This window comes from Streptomyces sp. NPDC005811, assembly GCF_040630405.1.
Classification (GTDB): domain Bacteria; phylum Actinomycetota; class Actinomycetes; order Streptomycetales; family Streptomycetaceae; genus Streptomyces.
Map to the genome: position 1 here is coordinate 156,547 of NZ_JBEXXK010000012.1, position 16,065 is coordinate 172,611.

A 16,065-nucleotide genomic window follows, 5' to 3' on the forward strand; every position below is an offset into this window, starting at 1 on the left:
ATTCTAATACCGGTATAGTAATTGGCATGGTGGAACTCAAGACCCGGGCGTCGATCGACGCCATGTACGAAGCCGGCCAGATCGTCGCGCGGACCCTGACGGCGGTGCGCGAGGCGGCCGGCGTGGGCGTCTCCCTGCTGGAGCTGGACGAGGTGGCGCGGGACGTCCTGCGGGAGGCGGGCGCGGACTCACCCTTCCTCGGCTACCGCCCGTCCTTCGCGCCGACCCCGTTCCCGGCGGTGATCTGCGCCTCCGTGAACGACGCGATCGTGCACGGCATCCCCACCGCCCACCGGCTGCGCGACGGCGACCTCGTCTCCGTCGACTGCGGGGCACGGCTGGGCGGCTGGGTCGGCGACTCGGCGATCAGCTTCACCGTGGGCCGGGCGCGCCCGGCGGACGTCCGGCTGATCGGGACGGCGGAGCGGGCCCTGGCGGCCGGCATCGCGGCGGCGGTCCCCGGCAACCGCATCGGCGACATCGCGCACGCGATCGGCACCGTCTGCCGTACGGGCGGCTACGGCATCCCCGACGGCTTCGGCGGCCACGGCATCGGCCGCCATATGCACGAGGACCCCGGGGTCCCCAACGAGGGCCGCCCCGGCCGGGGCCTGCGCCTGCGCGCCGGGATGGCGATCGCCATCGAACCGATGCTCATCGCGAGCGGCCGCGACGACTGGCACACGGCCCCCGACGGCTGGACCCTCCGCACGAACGACGGCTCCAGAGCGGCCCACACGGAACACACGGTGGCGATCACGGAGGACGGCCCGAGGGTCCTGACCGAGCGGCGGTAGAACCGCCGCCCTGAAGGGGCGCGGGGAACTGCGCGACCGGCCACGAACCACCCGCACCCGCCCCACAACCGCACCCCGCAGGACATGCCGCGCCATGCGGAACGTGCAATCGTGGTGTAGCCCGGCACGGCCAGGGCACCCGTCCGCCCGGCCACGCACGTCGATCGAACGGAACGCCATGACCAGCGGCTACATCGGCCCGGAGGGCGACCCCTTCGGTGAATTCCTGGCCCGCTTCTTCGGCGGCCCCCGCCCCGGCCCCCGCCAGATCAACATCGGCCAGCTCCTGAGCCAGCCCGCCCGGGAACTGGTCCGCGGCGCCGCCCAGTACGCCGCCGAGCACGGCAGCCGTGACCTGGACACCGAGCACCTGCTGCGCGCGGCCCTCTCCGCGGAGCCGACCCGGAGCCTGCTCAGCCGGGCCGGCGCGGATCCCGACTCGCTCGCGACCGAGATCGACAAGCGGTCGGGGCCGGTGCAGCACCCGCCGGGCGAGGCACCCCCGCCGACCTCGCTCTCCCTCACCCCGGCCGCCAAGCGGGCCCTGCTGGACGCGCACGACCTGGCCCGGTCGCGCGGGGCCGGGTACATCGGCCCCGAGCATGTGCTGAGCGCCCTCGCCGCGAACCCGGACTCGGCGGCCGGGCACATCCTGAACGCCGCCCGGTTCGCCCCCGCCGCCCTGCCGCCCGAGGCCACCGAGACCGCGCAGGCGCACCCCGAGCGGCAGCGCCCCACCGGCACCCCCACCCTGGACAAGTACGGCCGGGACCTCACCGAGCTGGCCCGCCAGGGCCGGATCGACCCGGTGATCGGCCGGGACGACGAGATCGAGCAGACCATCGAGGTGCTGTCCCGGCGCGGCAAGAACAACCCGGTGCTGATCGGGGACGCGGGCGTCGGCAAGACCGCCGTGGTGGAGGGGCTCGCCCAGCGCATCGCGGACGGGGACGTGCCGGACGTGCTGGACGGCCGCCGGGTGATCGCCCTGGACCTGACCGGGGTGGTCGCGGGCACCCGCTTCCGGGGCGACTTCGAGGAGCGTCTGAACAGCATCGTGGGCGAGATCCGCGCCCACTCCGACCAGCTGATCGTCTTCATCGACGAGCTGCACACGGTGGTCGGCGCGGGCGGCGGCGGCGAGGGCGGCTCGATGGACGCCGGGAACATCCTCAAGCCGGCGCTCGCCCGCGGCGAGCTGCACGTCGTGGGGGCGACGACGCTGGAGGAGTACCGGCGGATCGAGAAGGACGCGGCGCTCGCCCGCCGCTTCCAGCCGATCCTGGTGCCCGAGCCGACCGTGCCGGACACGATCGAGATCCTGCGCGGGCTGCGCGACCGCTACGAGGCCCACCACCAGGTCCGCTACACCGACGAGGCGCTGGTGGCCGCCGTACAGCTGTCGGACCGGTATCTCACCGACCGCCGGCTGCCGGACAAGGCGATCGACCTGATCGACCAGGCCGGGGCCCGGGTGCGCCTCGGCGCCCGGACCAAGGGCACGGACGTCCGGGCGATGGAGCGCGAGGCCGAGCAGCTCGCCCGGGACAAGGACCAGGCGGTCGCGGACGAGCAGTACGAGCTGGCCACCCAACTGCGCGACCGGATCACCGAGTTGAAGCAGCGCATCGCGGACACCTCCGGTGAGGAGGAGGTCGACGAGGGCCAGCACCTGGAGGTCACGGCGGAGGCCGTCGCCGAGGTGGTGTCCCGGCAGACCGGCATCCCGGTCGCGAGCCTCACCCAGGAGGAGAAGGACCGGCTGCTGGGGCTGGAGGAGCATCTGCACGAGCGGGTGGTGGGCCAGGAGGAGGCCGTACGGGTCGTCTCGGACGCGGTGCTGCGCTCGCGCGCCGGGCTGTCCAGCCCGGAACGGCCGATCGGCAGCTTCCTCTTCCTCGGGCCGACCGGGGTGGGCAAGACCGAGCTGGCCCGCGCGCTCGCGGAGGCCCTGTTCGGCAGCGAGGAGCGGATGGTCCGGCTCGACATGAGCGAGTACCAGGAGCGGCACACCGTCAGCCGGCTGGTGGGCGCCCCGCCCGGGTACGTCGGCCACGAGGAGGCCGGTCAGCTCACCGAGGTGGTGCGCCGGCACCCGTACTCGCTGCTGCTGCTCGACGAGGTGGAGAAGGCGCACCCGGACGTCTTCAACATCCTGCTCCAGGTCCTCGACGACGGACGGCTGACCGACTCCCAGGGCCGTACGGTCGACTTCACCAACACGGTGATCGTGATGACGAGCAACCTGGGATCGGAGGCGATCGGCCGGCGCGGCGCCGGCATCGGCTTCGGGTCGGGCGGCTCCGAGGCGGACGAGGAGGCGCGGCGGGAGCAGATCCTGCGGCCGCTGCGGGACCACTTCCGGCCGGAGTTCCTCAACCGCATCGACGAGATCGTGGTCTTCCACCAGCTCACCGGCGACCAACTGCGGCAGATCACCGAGCTGTTGCTGCAGAAGACCCGGCGGCTGCTCCAGGCGCAGGGCATCGGTGTGGAGTTCGCGGCCGGGGCGGTGGACTGGCTGGCCGAGCGGGGTTATCAACCCGAGTACGGGGCACGGCCGTTGCGCCGCACGATCCAGCGCGAGGTGGACAACCGGCTGTCGCGGCTGCTGCTCGACGGCCGGATCGCGAACGGGGACCAGGTCCGGGTGGAGGTCGAGGACGGGCAGCTGGCGTTCCGCACCGAGCCGCCCGTCCCCGCCCCGGAGCTATGACGCCGGGTGCACGACCTGGGCGGAGCCGCCGCCGCGCCGTACGGTCTCGGCGGCGGCCAGCCACTTCCCGCCGGGCAGTCGCTGCACCCCGGTCGCCGCGCCGATCTCGGCGTTCAGCTTGAACGAGTGCCCGATCGCCTCCAGTTGTGACCGGATGCTGTCCGGGCCGGTGTCGTTGTAGAGGGCGGGTTCCATCTCCGTCTGGGCCGCGTTGCGCTGGCTGACGCGGGGCGCGGCGATCGCGTCGACGAGCGGCAGGCCCCGGTCGAGGAACTCGGTGAGGGTCTGGAGCACGGTGGTGATGATGGTGGCGCCGCCGGGCGAACCGAGCGCCACGACCGGCTTGTTCTGCCGGTCGAGGACGATGGTCGGCGAGAGGGAGGAGCGCGGCCGCTTGCCCGGGCCCGGCAGGTTCGGGTCGTGCACGGCCGGGTTGGCGGGGGTGAAGGAGAAGTCCGTCAGCTCGTTGTTGAGGAGGAAGCCGCGGCCGGGGACGGTGATCGCGCTGCCGCCGGTCTGCTCGATGGTGAGGGTGTAGGAGACGACGTTGCCCCACTTGTCGGCCACCGTCAGATGGGTGGTGTTCTCGCCCTCGTACGTCGTCGGCGCCGCCGTGCCCCCGGTGCCGCAGGCGGCCGGGTGGCGGGGGTCGCCGGGGGCGACGGGGCTGGTGAGCACCGCGTCGTCCTTGATGAGGCAGGCGCGCGAGTCGGCGTACTTCTGCGACAGCAGCTGCCGCGTCGGTACGTCCTCGAAGGCGGGGTCGCCGACCCAGCGACCCCGGTCGGCGAACGAGATCCGGCTGGCCTCGATGTAGTGGTGCAGGTACTGGACCTCGCTCGCCTTCGACAGGTCCGTGTTCTCCAGGATGTTGAGGGCCTCGCCGACGGTGGTGCCGCCGGAGGAGGAGGGGGCGATGGAGTAGACGCCGAGGCCGCGGTACGTCGTCCTGGTGGGCGCCTGGAGCTTGGCGCGGTAGGCGGCGAGGTCGTTCGTGGTCAGGGCGCCGGGGCGGGCCTTCCAGCCCGAGGCCGGGTCGACGGGCGGGTGGTTGACGGTGTCGACGATGTCCTCGCCGAGGTCGCCCCGGTAGAGCGCGGAGACGCCCTGCCGGCCCAGTTGCCCGTAGGTCCGCGCCAGGTCCGGGTTCTTGAACGTGGAGCCGACCGAAGGAAGTCGGCCACCGGGCAGGAACAGCTTCGCGGTGTCCGGGAAGTAGCGGAAGCGGGTCTCGTTGGCGGCGGTCTGGGAGCGGAAGGTGTCGTCGACGGTGAAGCCCTCGCGGGCGATGCGCTCGGCGGGCTTCAGGACCGTGCCGAGCGTGCGGCTGCCCCACTGCTTCAGCGCGGTCGCCCAGGTGGCGGGGGTGCCGGGGGTGCCGACGCTCAGGCCGCTGCTGACGGCGTCGGCGAAGGCGAGCGGGGCGCCGTTCTCCAGGAACAGGTTCGCGTCGGCGGTGAGCGGCGCCCGCTCACGGCCGTCGATGGTGTGCACCGTACGGGACGTGGCGTCGTAGTAGACGAAGTAGCCGCCTCCGCCGATGCCGGAGGAGTAGGGCTCGGTGACGCCGAGGGCGGCGGCGGTGGCGACGGCCGCGTCGACGGCGTTGCCGCCCTTCCTGAGCACCTCGATGCCGGCGGCGGAGGCGTCCGCGTCGACGCTGGCGACGGCGCCTCCGTAGCCGACGGCGACGGGGACCTTCGCAGGGGTCGTTCTCCCGGCGGCGGGCGGCGCTGCGGCCCCCACCGTGACCACGGCGGCCGAGACCGCCAGGACCGACAGTTTCCGCGCGACAGGGCGACGCATCCGTACCTCCAGTCGGGAACCGTCCGCGCAGCGTAGCCAGATTCGGGGGGCCTCGACAGGCACCTTCCGGGCACTGTCATACGACTGCCACACCTCGAACACGGGTACGTCAACGGCATGTCCGCCCGCTACCATGCGCGCCCATGAACGACGACGTGCGCAACATCGTCCTGGGGATCATCGCGACCGGCCTGAGTGCCGTGCTCGGCTGGGTGGCCCGGACCTACCTGTGGCGCCGGAAACTCCGGCGCAAGCAGGCCTTCTTCGGGCTGCCGGAGCACTCCGAGTGCCTGCTCGTCGTCAACCGTGACGCGGGCGGCCCGGATCTCGCGGTGCACCGCCACGACGTGTTCGCGCTGCTGGAGCTGGCCGCGCTCATCAAGGACTGCGGGGCGGGCGCCGAGGTCGTCACGCAGGACGCGGCCCGTCAGGGGTTCGGGGAGCGGACGGAGTTCTGTGTGGGCGGCCCGGGGTCCAACCGGCGGATGGCGGCCCATCTCCAGGCGATGCTGCCCGGGGTGCGGGTCAACACCGACCGGGAGCCGGGGCCGGACCGCCTCGCGTTCCGGATCGGCAGCGAGCAGTACCGGATGGACGCGGGCATCACCGAGTACGTGCTGCTGGCCCGGCTGACGGCGGGTCAGCGGCGGGAGGCGCGGCCGGTGTTCCTGTTCTGCGGGCAGCGCGCCATCAACAACCAGGCCGCCACCCGGTATCTGGTCCGGCACCACGAGCGGCTGGCCCGCAAGCACGGCGGCAACTCCTTCGTGCTGCTTCTGAAGGTCGTCAACTCGCAGGCGTACGGCCCCGATGTGGTCGAGCTGGTCGAGGACGTGACCCGGGCGGCCCAGGCGCCGCTGCCCGCCGAACCAATCGTTACTCCCACGTAACTTACTGGCGGGTTACTTCCGGTAGGGCTGCCGGTTACCGTCGGGTCACTTTTGCAGTGACGCATGCCGAGGAGTGACCCGTGGGACGACGACCGCACCGTAGGGCCCTGCGCACGACCGCCGTCGGCGCCGTGTCCGCCTCCCTGGTCGCCGGCGGCGTCCTGGGCCTGGCCCCCGCCGCGCAGGCCGCCACGGGCGCGATCCGCCACGTCGACATCGCCGGGGACGGCGGCACGGTCCTGAAGGCCAACGTGATCACCCCGGCCGGCGCCGACGGCACCCGCCGCTACCCGCTGATCGTGCTCCCCACCAGCTGGGGCTTCCCGCAGGTGCAGTACCTCGCCCAGGCGCAGAAGCTCGCCGACGACGGGTACGTGGTGCTCAGTTACAACGTGCGCGGCTTCTGGCAGTCGGGCGGCGAGATCGACGTGGCCGGTCCGCGCGATGTGGCCGACGCGTCCAGGGTCGTCGACTGGGCGCTCGCCCACACCCCGGCGGACGCGCGGCACATCGGCATGGCGGGCGTCTCCTACGGCGCGGGCATCAGCCTGCTGGCCGCCGCGCACGACCCGCGCGTCAAGGCCGTGGCCTCGCTCAGCGGCTGGGGCGATCTGATCGACTCGATCTACTCCGGCCGCACCCAGCACCTCCAGGCCGCCGCCGTGCTCGACACGGTGGGCACGGTCACCGGCCGGCAGAGCGCGGAGTCCCGGGAGATCTTCTCCGCCTTCTACGACTCCGACCTGACGAAGGAGCAGGAGATCGTCGCCTGGGGGAGGAAACGTTCCCCCGCGAGCTACCTGGACCGGCTCGACAAGAACGGTACGGCCGTCCTGATGGCCGGCGCCTGGGGCGACACCATCTTCCCGCCCAACCAGTCCATCGCCTTCTACGAGCGGCTGACCGGACCCAAGCGGCTGGAACTGCGCCCCGGCGACCACGCGACCGCCGAACTCCCCGGCCTGTTCGGCGTCCCCAACGACGTGTGGACGGACACCCGGCGCTGGATGGACCACTACCTCAAGGGCGTCGACAACGGCATCGACCGGGAACAGCCGGTCCAGCTCACGTCCCGCTCCACGGACGGCTACGAGGGGTACCCGGACTGGAAGTCGGTGGGCGCCACCCGCGAGAAGATCGCCCTGGCCGGCACCACCACGATCCACACGAACGTCGACTCGGGCGCCGACGGCGGGACCGTGTTCCTCTCCAGCATCCTCGACCAGGTGGCACGGGTCCCCCCGGTCGCCTCGATCCCCCTGCTTCCCCGGTACTGGGCCGCCGTGTGGCAGTCGCAGAAGTACGCCACGGCACAACAGGTGCGCGGCACCGCCCGGTTGCACACCACGCTCACCCCGACCGAGGAGAGCGGCACCCTCGTCGCCCACCTGTACGACGTGGGACCGCTCGGCCTCGGCAAGCTGGTCTCGCACGCGCCGTACACCTTCCACGGGCGGACGCCCGGAAAGCCGTTCGGTCTCGACCTGGAGCTGTTCTCCACGGCCTACGACGTCCCGGCAGGGCATCGGCTGGCCCTGGTGGTCGACACCGTCGACCCGCTCTACATCGAGCACAACCCGTCCGGCGCGCGGCTGACCTTCTCCTCGCCGGCGACCGACCCGTCGTACGTGTCGGTCCCGCTGCGCGAGCAGTGATCTGCGACCGGCGCCGGCCGGGCAGGGCTCTGTGACTTCCGCCCCCTACGGCCGGATTGCCGCGGAGAGTCCCCCACCACCTGGCAGCAGCGTCCCCGGTTCTGCCGCCGCGGCGGTCGCGACCCCGGTTCTGGGGGATGAACGGCCCATCCTAGTCGCCCCCTTCAGTGCTTGAGAATCTTGGAGGAAACTATCCAGCGCGGCACCACCCCAGGACACGACACGCACCCCGGGGACATAAGCCGTATTTACGTCGGACGCCCGCCGTCGGCGCGGGCTCAGGCCTCGGCCACCTCGCCGTACAGCTGGGACAGTTCGGGCACTCCGCTGGCCGCCCACTCGTGCCCGGAGTCCACGACGTCGAACTCCCGCCCCGAGGACAGCCGTACGACGGGCTGCCCGTCCGCCCGGAACTCCCAGACGGCGCCGGGCACGGTCCGCACGATGACCGTGCCCAGGTAGAGCCCGGCGTCGTTGCCGAGCCAGGGCAGGGTCTCCTCGTCGTCGCGCCAGCGCGGCACCATCTGGTCGAGCGCCTCCAACGAGGCGACGGTGTCGTCGAGTCTGATCCCCACCCGGGCCGCCTGGGAGCGCAGCAGCTCGCATTCGGAGAGGAGCTCCGCCACCCCCTCGGGGTCGGCGGCCAGGACCGCTTCACCGTGCTTCTTGCGCTTGTTGCCCAGGAAAGGGATGTACATGCGTCCAGCCTGTCATTCGCACCGACGTACGCACCACAGGCGCGCAGGCACGTACGTACGGTCGAATCCCCGGCCCGGGCCCGCATGGCGCGTTGACCGGGCCCCGCTCGCTGCCTAGCGTCGCGAGCCGCTGCCGGCCGACGGGTGTGCGGGAGGGATCGGTTCGTGCGCCGACGTGCGTGGGGGGTCGCGCTGGCCCTCGTCTGGTCCGGGCTGTTCCTCGCACCCGCGCGGGCCGCCGCCCCGCCGCTGCCGCCCGCGCTCGAGGAGCGGTACGACAACGCCTCCACCGTGGACCTCGACGGCGCGGGCAACCATCTGCCGGCCTCCGCCCTGGCCGCCGCGGGCTGGCTCCCGGGGCGCACGCCGACCGTGCGGGGCGCCCGGCTGGCCTGGCCCCGCCGCCCACCGGGCTCCCCCGACAACGTCCGCGCCGCCGCCCAGACCGTGCGGGCCCGCGGACGCGGCGACGCCCTCGCCTTCCTGGTCACGGGCACCGGCGGCGGCACGGCGGGCGGCCCCGGCAGCGTCACCTACGCCGACGGCACCCGCTCGCCCTTCCTGCTGACCGCCCCCGACTGGCGCACCGGCCCGCTCGCCACCAAGGCCTTCGCCCTGCCGCGGCTCGGCACCCCCGGCGGTCCGGTCGCCGAGCGGCCCAGGCTGTACGTGGTGACGGTCCCGTTGGAGCGGGGGCGCGAGGTGGTCTCGGTACGACTGCCCCTCGCGCCGCGGCTGCATGTGTTCGCGCTGGCCGTGCGCCCCGCACCGGAGGGCTGGACCGGCACCTGGGCGGCCTCGCCCTCCGCGCTCGCGGCGGTCGGCCCGTGGACCGACCGCACCCTGCGGCTGGTGGTGCACACCTCGGCCGGCGGGCCCCGGGTACGGCTGCGCTTCGACAACGCGTTCGCCTCCGCGCCGGTGCGGATCGGGGCGGCGACGGTGGCGGTGCGCTCGGCGGGCGCGGCCCCGCGGTCGGCCCCGGTGCCGTTGTCCTTCGGGGGCGCGCCGGGCGCCGAGGTGCCCGCGGGGGCGCAGGCGGTCAGCGATCCGCTGCCCTTCGCCGTGCCCGCGGACACGGATCTGCTGGTCAGCTTCCATCTGCCCGGCACGGTGACCTCGGTGCCCTGGCACGGTCTCGCGATGCAGCGGTCGTACCTGAGCGGACCCGGCGACCACACGGCGGACGCGGACGGGACGGCGTACCCCGCCACGATCGGGACCTGGCCGCTGCTGACCGGGGTGGACGTGGGCGGCGGGCCCGGTGCGGTGGTGCTGCTCGGGGACTCGATCACCGACGGCGACCGGTCCACGGTGGGGGCGGACCGGCGCTGGCCGGACGCCCTCGCGGCCCGGCTGCGCCGGCAGGACGCGGTGCCGTCCTACGGCGTGCTCAACGCGGGGATCGCGTCGAACCGGGTGGCGGCCGACCGCTACCCGGGCGACGGGATCGCCCCGGTCGGCGGCGGGGTGAGCGCCCCGCACCGGCTGGACCGGGACGTCCTCGCGCAGACCTCGGTCCGCACGCTGGTCGTGTTCGAGGGCATCAACGACCTGCGGGACGGGACGCCGGCCGCCGCGGTGGCCGCCGGGCTGCGGGAGATCGCCGGGCGGGCGCGGGCGCACGGGCTGCGGGTGCTCGGCGCGACGCTGCCGCCCTGCGGGGGCTCCGCGGGCTGCACGGCGGCCGTAGAGGCCGAGCGGGCGGCGCTGAACACCTGGATCCGGACCACCGGCGCCTTCCACGCCGTCCTCGACTTCGACCGTGCGCTGCGCGACCCCGCCGCCCCGGAGCGGATGCTCGCCGCGTACGACAGCGGGGACCATCTGCATCCCGGGGACGCGGGGTACGCGGCGCTCGCCGAGGCGGTGGACCTGCGGCTGCTGTGAGCGCCGGACACGCGCCCTAGACGTCGAGGTCGACGACGACCGGCGCGTGGTCGGAGGCGCCCTTGCCCTTGCGCTCCTCGCGGTCGACGTAGGAGTCCTTGACGGCCTTCGCGAACGGTTCGTTGCCGTAGACCAGGTCGATGCGCATGCCGCGGTTCTTGGGGAAGCAGAGCTGGCGGTAGTCCCAGTACGTGTACGGGTGGTCGTACTTCAGGGGCCTCGGCACCACGTCGGACAGACCGGCCTCGCGCAGGGAGGCGAGGGCGGCGCGCTCGGCCGGGGTGACATGGGTGAGGCCCTCGAACGCGGCCACGTCGTACACGTCGTCGTCCGTCGGCGCCACGTTGTAGTCGCCGAGGACGGCGAACGGGCGGCCGCCCGCCGCGTCGCCCGCCACGGCCGCCTTCAGGGCCTCGAACCACTGGAGCTTGTAGGCGTAGTGCGGGTGGTCCACCTCGCGGCCGTTCGGCACGTACACCGACCAGACGCGGACCGGGCCGCAGGTCGCGGAGATCGCGCGGGGCTCCACCGAGCCCTCGTAGCCCGGGTCGCCGGGCAGGCCCTTGACGACGTCCTCGATGCCCACCCGGGAGATCACCGCCACGCCGTTCCACCGGCCGGTGGCGTTGACCGTCGCCTCGTAGCCCAGCTCGCGCAGCTGGTCGAAGGGAAACTGCTCCTCGGCCAGCTTGGCCTCCTGGAGGCACAGCACGTCCGTGCCGCTGCTCTCCAGCCAGGCCAGCAGCCTCGGCAAGCGGGCGGTGATCGAGTTGACGTTCCAGGTCGCGATGCGCATGTCCCCCAACCTACCGGGCACCACCGACACTCACAGTGCCGTGCTCTCCCCGGACGCCAGCCGCAGGTGCGGCGCACCGCCGAGGGCGCCGATCTGGTGGTCGTAGATCGGGCGCGCGAGGTCGGTGAGCAGGGCGTCGTGGATGTCGTAGGCGCGCTGCGGCCTCACCTCGCGGACGTAGTCGATGACCTCCGAGATCTTGCTCCAGGGGGCCATGACCGGGAGCATCAGCGTCTCGACGGCCCGGTCCGGGACGGTGAGGGCGTCGCCGGGGTGGAAGAGGCGGCCGTCGTCGATCAGGTAGCCGACGTTGGTGATGCGCGGGATGTCCGGGTGGATGACGGCGTGCAGTTCGCCGTGGACCTCGACGTCGAAGCCGGCCGCGGTGAAGGTGTCGCCGTGGCCGACGGTGTGGACGCGGCCGGGGAAGGCCGCCGAGATCCGCTCCGCGACCGCGCGCAGGGTCCAGATCTCGGCGGCCGGGTTCGCGTCCAGGGCCGCCCGCAGCCGCTCCTCGCTGAAGTGGTCCGGGTGCTCGTGCGTGACCAGGATCGCCTCGGCGCCGACGGCCGCGTCCGCCTCGCTGAACCCGCCCGGGTCGAGGACGAGCGTGCGCCCGTCCTTCTCCAGCCGGACGCAGGAGTGCGCCTTCTTCGTGAGCTTCGTGGTCGTCATGCTCGTCATGGGGCCCATCCTCCCCCGTCCGTCCTCCCGCGGTGCGGGCGGCGCGGCTCAGTCGACCGGGGTGGTCTCCTCCCGGATGATCTGCTGGGCCACCCGGAAGGCGCTGTTGGCCGCCGGTACCCCGCAGTAGACCGCCGCCATCAGCAGCACCTCCTTGATCTCGTCGGGGGTGAGGCCGTTGCGCAGGGCGGCCCGGGTGTGGAACGCGAGTTCGTCGAGGTGCCCGCCGGCGACCAGCGCGGTGAGCGTGACACAGGAGCGCGAACGCCGGTCGAGTCCGGGACGGTCCCAGATCTCGCCCCAGGCGTAGCGGGTGATGAACTCCTGGAAGTCCCCCGAGAAGTCGTCGGCCTGGGACAGCGCCCGGTCCACGTGCGCGTCCCCGAGGACCTCGCGGCGCACCTTCAGCCCGGCGTCGTAGGGGTCCGGGCGGCCCATGACCTGCGGCGGCTCCTCGACCGGGGCGGGCGCGATCTCGGCGATGGCCACCGGCTGCGGCGGCGGGACCGACATCTGGAGCTGCGTCTGGGTCGTCACCGCGCGGACGGGGATGCCCGGCACGGCCGTCTGCCCGGTCGTGGACTCGTACGCGGGCTGCCAGGCCGTGGAGAAGTGCCGCACCAACAGGTCGGTGACGGCCGCGGGCTGCTCCACCGGGACCAGATGGGAGGCCCCGGGAACGACGGCCAGGCGGGCGTCGGGGATGCCGGCGACCAGGGTGCGCGCCTCGGCGGGGCCCGTCACCTGGTCGTCGGAGCCGACGAGCACGAGCGTGGGGACGCCGATCAGACCGAGTTCGGCGCGGACGTCGAACGCGGCGAGCGCCTCGCAGGCCGCGATGTAGCAGCCGGGGTCGGTCGTGCGGACCATCTGCACGGCCCACTCGGTGATCGCGGGCTGCGCCGCCGCGAAGCCGGCCGTGAACCAGCGGTCGGGCGAGGTGCGGGCGATGGGGTCGAGCCCGTTCGTCCGGACGATCACCCCGCGCTGGCGGAACTCGTCCGCGGTGCCGAACCTCGGCGAGGCGGCGATCAGCCCGAGCGAGGCGACCCGCTCGGGGTGACGCAGCGCCAGTTCCACACCGACCGCGCCGCCGAAGGCGCAGCCCGCGTAGCCGAAGCGCTGCACACCGAGCCCGTCGAGGGTGGCGAGCAGCCGCTCGGCGAGATCGGACACGGAGCCGGCCGGGTAGGCCGGGGCGCCGCCGTGACCGGGCAGGTCGTACCGGAAGATCCGCCACTGCTGGGCCAGTTCGGGGACCTGACGGTCCCACATGTGCCAGGTGGTGCCCAGGGAGGGCCCCAGGATCAGGACCGGGGCGTCTTCCGGCCCGTCAAAGCGGTATTGAAGGGTGCTGGACGTACTCTCACTCACCCGACTCACGCTCCCACATCTCACGGCTTCTCACGCACCTGGGTCGGAACCCCGTGCGGCACGTCCCGCTTTGTGGCAACGTCGGGCAGCACGGTGCGCGTGCATCGTACAGACGGCCGGGCACTCGGGGCCTCGTCACGGCTCCTCGGTGCCGCCCAGGCCGGTCAGGGCGCCCACCGGGTCGGGGTCGGGGGTGCCGCGGGGCCACCAGTCGTCGTGGCCGGGCTCCGACTCGTACGGGTACCACAGGCCGTCGCGCCCGAAGCGGAGCTGGACATGGCCGCCGGGGTGGGTGAGGTGATTGCGCCAGGGGCGGAAGGCGGGGAGGTCGGCGGCGAGGAGCAGCGGGCGGGCCCGGTCGAAACGGCCCGCCGGCGGGTCCCAGGGCTCCTCCAGGACGGTGAGGCCGTCCGGCCCGCCCTGCCGCCAGGCGGCGACCGCGCGCGCCAGTTCGGACGGGGTGCGGCCGGCGGCGGAGGCCAGCGAGGCGTACAGCGCGCGGGTGGCGAGGGTGAGCCCGGAGCCGGGGCGGGCGGCGGCCAGCCGTACGGCGTCCTGCCACAGGGTCAGTTCACCGATCTCGTCGTGGCCGGTGGTGAGCAGGGCGTGGGCGCGGGCGGCGGCGTCGGTGGCGAGCTGGTCCAGGGCGAAGGAGTCGGGGCCGTCCGGCGCGGAGGGGTAGGCCGGGGGCTGCTCCGGGTGCGGCGGGACGGGCAGGGGGGCGGGCAGCGGCGGCAGTCGGCGGGCCGGGCCCGGGGCGAGCACCTCCGTGGCGCGGACGCCCGGCAGCGTGGCCGGTTCCTGCTCCTGCGCGGCGCGGGCCGCGCGGGTGGCGTTACGGCGGGACAGCGCGTCCAGCAGTTCGCGTTCGCCCCGGCCGCGCAGCAGGAGCAGGACGAAGGGGTCGGCGTCGAGCAGCCGGGCGGTCTGGTAGCACAGGGCGGCGGCGTGCTTGCAGGGGTGGGCGCGGTCGGGGCAGCTGCACTGCGGTTCGAGGTCGCCGGGGCCGGGGAGCAGCGGCACCCCGCAGTCGGCGAGGGACTCCGGCATCTCCTTGTCGAGCAGGGCGGCGATGTCCGCGGGGCGGTCCACCGCGGTGGCCAGGAATCGCTCCCAGTCCTCCTCCCCGAGCGTCCGCAGCCGCACCTGCACGCGGTACGGGCGGGGCCGGCTGCCCTGCACGTACGCGAGGACGAGTCCGGGGGTGACGGTGATGGCGTCCACATGCCCCTGCCGGGCATAACCCCGGCCCCGCGCCAGCCGCTTGACGTCCAGCGCGCCTTCCTCCAGGGCGGCCACCCAGGCATGCCCCCACCAGGTCTCGGCGAACGGGGATCCCTCCCCCTCCCCGGTCCCCGGGAGGGCCGGGAAGGCGGGAAACGTACGCCGGTGGTCCCCGTCACGGGAGGGGGCGGCCATGGAACGAGGGGATACAGGGGTGGGGGCGGGTAGAGGTGGAGTCGGGTGGGGCTCGGGGCGGGGCGCGTCGGTGCGTGTCGGGGCGGGGGTCGGTGCGGTGGGCGGGGGCGGGTCGTCGGGGGGCATCCGGAAGGCGTCGGCGAGTGACTCCCGTACGAGCCGGGCGCGTTCACGGGCTTTACGGTCACCGCCGGCGAGGTCCCTCGGTCGGCCCGGGCGTCGCAGGGCCTGGTCGGCGGTGCCGGGGACGCCGGCACGTTCGGCACCCCTGGTCCTGGCGGACGGCCGGGGCCGCCCGGCCTCCGGCTCCCCCGGGTCGGCCGCGTTCTGCCGCGCCTGCGCCCGGGCGGCCCGCAACGCCTCCCGCGCGATGTCCCCGGGCCGGCCGCCCGGCCTGGGGGAGTTCGCGACGGGGGCACCGCCCGGGTCGACAAGGTCTCCCGGGTCGACAAGGTCTCCCGGGTCGGTGCCGCGCACGGCGGAGTCGGTGGCGGGGTCGGTGCCGCGCACGGCGGAGTCGGTGACGGGGTCCGTGCCGCCCACGACAGAGTCGGTGACGGGGTCCGTGCCGCCCACGACGGAGTCCGCAACCGGGCTGGGGCCACGCACGGCAGAGCCCGTGGCTGGACCGGAGCCAGCCACAACAGAGTCCGCAACCGGGCCGGGACCACGCACGGCGGAATCCGTAGCCGGGCCCGAACCGCCCACAACAGACTCCGTGAGCGGGGCCGAGCCACGCACGGCGGAGTCCGTGACCGGGGCGGAGCCACGCGCGACCGAGTCCGTGGCTGGGCCGGAGCCGCGCACCACAGAGTCCGCAACCGGGGCCGAGCCACGCACAACAGAGTCCATAGCCGGGCCGGAGCCGCCCACCACAGAATCCGCAACCGGGGCCGAGCCACGCACAACAGAGTCCATAGCCGGGCCGGAGCCGCTCACAACAGAGTCCGCAACCGAGGCGGAGCCACCCACGGCGGAGTCCGTGACCGGGCCTTGGCCACCGCCCTGGAAGGGACCGCCGTCCGAAAAGGCATCGCCGCTTGAGAAAGGACCCCCGTCCGGGAAAGGACCCCCGTCCGGGAAGGGGCCGTCGGCCGGGGCGGGAGCTGTCGGGTGTGGGTCGGCTTCGGTGGGGGCGGGCTCCCGTGCGGGCTTCTTCCCCGCGGGGCGCACCAGGTCGTCGCGGCCGGGCGGGGGCTCCCCCGGGCCGGGCGCCTCCGGCGGCCGGCCCGCGGTGCTCGGCGCCGGTGGCTCGCGCCGGCCCCGCTCCCGTGCCGCCCGCAGGGCGCGCCGTGCCGCGTCGGCCGGCCGCTCGGCTGCCGTGTCGCCCGCCCCGGACG

11 protein-coding genes are annotated in these 16,065 nt (G+C 74.0%); 5 read left to right on the forward strand and 6 right to left on the reverse strand.

The window, feature by feature from the left end:
- The first annotated feature begins 26 nt into the window (after positions 1-26).
- Positions 27-797 (forward strand): type I methionyl aminopeptidase, encoded by a 771-nt coding sequence (gene map / locus ABZ490_RS15430; protein ID WP_358989450.1) that lies wholly within the window; start codon positions 27-29, stop codon positions 795-797.
- Between the two features lie 178 nt (positions 798-975).
- Positions 976-3,513, forward strand: coding sequence for an ATP-dependent Clp protease ATP-binding subunit (locus ABZ490_RS15435; RefSeq protein ID WP_358989452.1), 2,538 nt, complete (start codon positions 976-978; stop codon positions 3,511-3,513).
- On the opposite strand, the gene ggt is transcribed toward ABZ490_RS15435, so the two are convergent.
- A complete protein-coding gene (gene ggt, locus ABZ490_RS15440) occupies positions 3,508-5,319 on the reverse strand; it encodes a gamma-glutamyltransferase (protein ID WP_358989454.1) in 1,812 nt (603 codons plus the stop codon). The two genes, ABZ490_RS15435 and ggt, sit on opposite strands and share 6 nt — an antisense overlap.
- 143 nt (positions 5,320-5,462) lie before the next feature.
- On the opposite strand from ggt, the gene ABZ490_RS15445 reads away from it, so the two are divergent.
- Both ABZ490_RS15445 and ABZ490_RS15450 read left to right on the forward strand, forming a co-directional pair.
- Positions 5,463-6,209: a hypothetical protein gene (locus ABZ490_RS15445; protein WP_358989456.1), complete on the forward strand. Its 747-nt coding sequence runs from the start codon at positions 5,463-5,465 to the stop codon at positions 6,207-6,209.
- 80 nt (positions 6,210-6,289) lie between these two features.
- Positions 6,290-7,864, forward strand: a complete 1,575-nt coding sequence (locus ABZ490_RS15450; RefSeq protein ID WP_358989458.1) for an alpha/beta fold hydrolase — start codon at positions 6,290-6,292, stop codon at positions 7,862-7,864.
- A gap of 278 nt (positions 7,865-8,142) precedes the next feature.
- On the opposite strand, the gene ABZ490_RS15455 is transcribed toward ABZ490_RS15450, so the two are convergent.
- A complete protein-coding gene (locus ABZ490_RS15455) occupies positions 8,143-8,562 on the reverse strand; it encodes a DUF6278 family protein (protein ID WP_358989459.1) in 420 nt (139 codons plus the stop codon).
- 165 nt (positions 8,563-8,727) lie between these two features.
- Here ABZ490_RS15455 and ABZ490_RS15460 point away from each other — a divergent pair, with 165 nt between their 5' ends.
- The gene (locus ABZ490_RS15460; RefSeq protein ID WP_358989461.1) at positions 8,728-10,452 is read left to right on the forward strand and encodes an SGNH/GDSL hydrolase family protein; all 1,725 of its coding nucleotides are present in this window, start codon (positions 8,728-8,730) and stop codon (positions 10,450-10,452) included.
- A gap of 16 nt (positions 10,453-10,468) precedes the next feature.
- Here ABZ490_RS15460 and ABZ490_RS15465 read toward each other — a convergent pair whose 3' ends face one another.
- The 4 genes from ABZ490_RS15465 to ABZ490_RS15480 form a co-directional block, all read right to left on the reverse strand.
- Complete coding sequence (locus ABZ490_RS15465) at positions 10,469-11,248, reverse strand: exodeoxyribonuclease III (protein ID WP_358989463.1); 780 nt, start codon at positions 11,246-11,248, stop codon at positions 10,469-10,471.
- Between the two features lie 30 nt (positions 11,249-11,278).
- The gene (locus ABZ490_RS15470; RefSeq protein ID WP_358989566.1) at positions 11,279-11,923 is read right to left on the reverse strand and encodes an MBL fold metallo-hydrolase; all 645 of its coding nucleotides are present in this window, start codon (positions 11,921-11,923) and stop codon (positions 11,279-11,281) included.
- Positions 11,924-11,980: 57 nt separating this feature from the next.
- Positions 11,981-13,306, reverse strand: coding sequence for a 4-carboxymuconolactone decarboxylase (gene pcaC / locus ABZ490_RS15475; RefSeq protein ID WP_358989465.1), 1,326 nt, complete (start codon positions 13,304-13,306; stop codon positions 11,981-11,983).
- 135 nt (positions 13,307-13,441) lie between these two features.
- Positions 13,442-15,301 carry an SWIM zinc finger family protein gene (locus ABZ490_RS15480; protein WP_358989467.1) on the reverse strand — a complete coding sequence of 620 codons (1,860 nt, stop codon included), beginning with the start codon at positions 15,299-15,301 and terminating at the stop codon, positions 13,442-13,444.
- Positions 15,302-16,065: the final 764 nt, after the last annotated feature.

Bases quoted from the DNA above. Each gene is read 5' to 3' on its own strand.
- ABZ490_RS15465 (WP_358989463.1), bottom strand. From the start codon at position 11,248: ATGCGCATCGCGACCTGGAACGTCAACTCGATCACCGCCCGCTTGCCG.
- ABZ490_RS15470 (WP_358989566.1), bottom strand. From the start codon at position 11,923: ATGACGACCACGAAGCTCACGAAGAAGGCGCACTCCTGCGTCCGGCTG.
- ABZ490_RS15435 (WP_358989452.1), top strand. From the start codon at position 976: ATGACCAGCGGCTACATCGGCCCGGAGGGCGACCCCTTCGGTGAATTC.
- map (WP_358989450.1), top strand. From the start codon at position 27: ATGGTGGAACTCAAGACCCGGGCGTCGATCGACGCCATGTACGAAGCC.
- ggt (WP_358989454.1), bottom strand. From the start codon at position 5,319: ATGCGTCGCCCTGTCGCGCGGAAACTGTCGGTCCTGGCGGTCTCGGCC.
- ABZ490_RS15445 (WP_358989456.1), top strand. From the start codon at position 5,463: ATGAACGACGACGTGCGCAACATCGTCCTGGGGATCATCGCGACCGGC.
- ABZ490_RS15455 (WP_358989459.1), bottom strand. From the start codon at position 8,562: ATGTACATCCCTTTCCTGGGCAACAAGCGCAAGAAGCACGGTGAAGCG.